1 protein-coding gene is annotated in these 852 nt (G+C 71.8%); it reads left to right on the top strand.

All coding sequences use genetic code 11. The features are described from left to right. On the top strand, window positions 1-852 hold an 852-nt coding region (locus AC27KI_RS26110), incomplete at both ends, for an O-antigen ligase family protein (protein ID WP_487116757.1).

Below are 852 nucleotides of genomic sequence, written 5' to 3'. Positions count from 1 at the left end.
ACACCAATGCGATCCAGTTCGGCGGCCTGAGCCTGCTGCTGGGCCTGATGTGTTCGGCGGCCCTGCTCGTGCAGTGGGGCCGCTGGGCGCCCTGGCAGCGCGTGGGCTGGGTGGTGTGCATCCTGCTGGGCTTCGAGGGCTCGCTGCTGTCGGAGTCGCGCGGGGGCTGGCTCGTGCTGCCGCTGGCGCTGCCCGTCTGCGCGTGGCTGCAGGCCCGCTGCGGCCAGCGCCGGCTGGCGATGGTCGGGGCGGCGCTGATCCTGGCCGGCATGGCGGGCCTCATGGCGCTCAAGGCGCACGACGTGCGCTCCCGCGTGGACGAGGCGCGCCAGGAGATCACCCAGTACGAATCCAAGGGCGATGCGGCCAGCTCGGTCGGGCAGCGGCTCGCGCACTGGAAACTGGCCTGGTCCATGGGCCTGGACCGGCCGCTCACCGGTTGGGGCCGCTACGGCTACGAGGCCGAGAAGCAGCGGCGCGTGGCCGCGGGGCAGGCCCATCCGTTCGTGCTGCGGTTCAGCCATGCGCACAACGAGGTGCTGGACATCTTCGCCAAGCGCGGCCTGCCCGGCGTGGCGGTGCTGCTGCTGTTCTATGCGGTGCCGCTCGCGCTTTTCTGGCCGACGCGCCGGCGCGTCTGCCGGACCACGGAGCACGGCACCATGGACCCCCAGGTGCTGTGCCTGCGCATGGTGGGCGTGCTGCTGCCCATCGCCTACATCGGCTTCGGGCTCACGCAGGTGTTCCTGGGTCACAACAGCGGCACCATGTTCTACCTGTTCATGTGCATGCTGGTGCTGGCCATCCTGCAGGGCCGCGAGCGCGATGCGCTGCGGCGGCGGGCGGCGCCGG

It is taken from the genome of Acidovorax sp. KPB24-03 (assembly GCF_057546605.1).
This window is presented reverse-complemented; position numbering and strand designations above follow the sequence as displayed.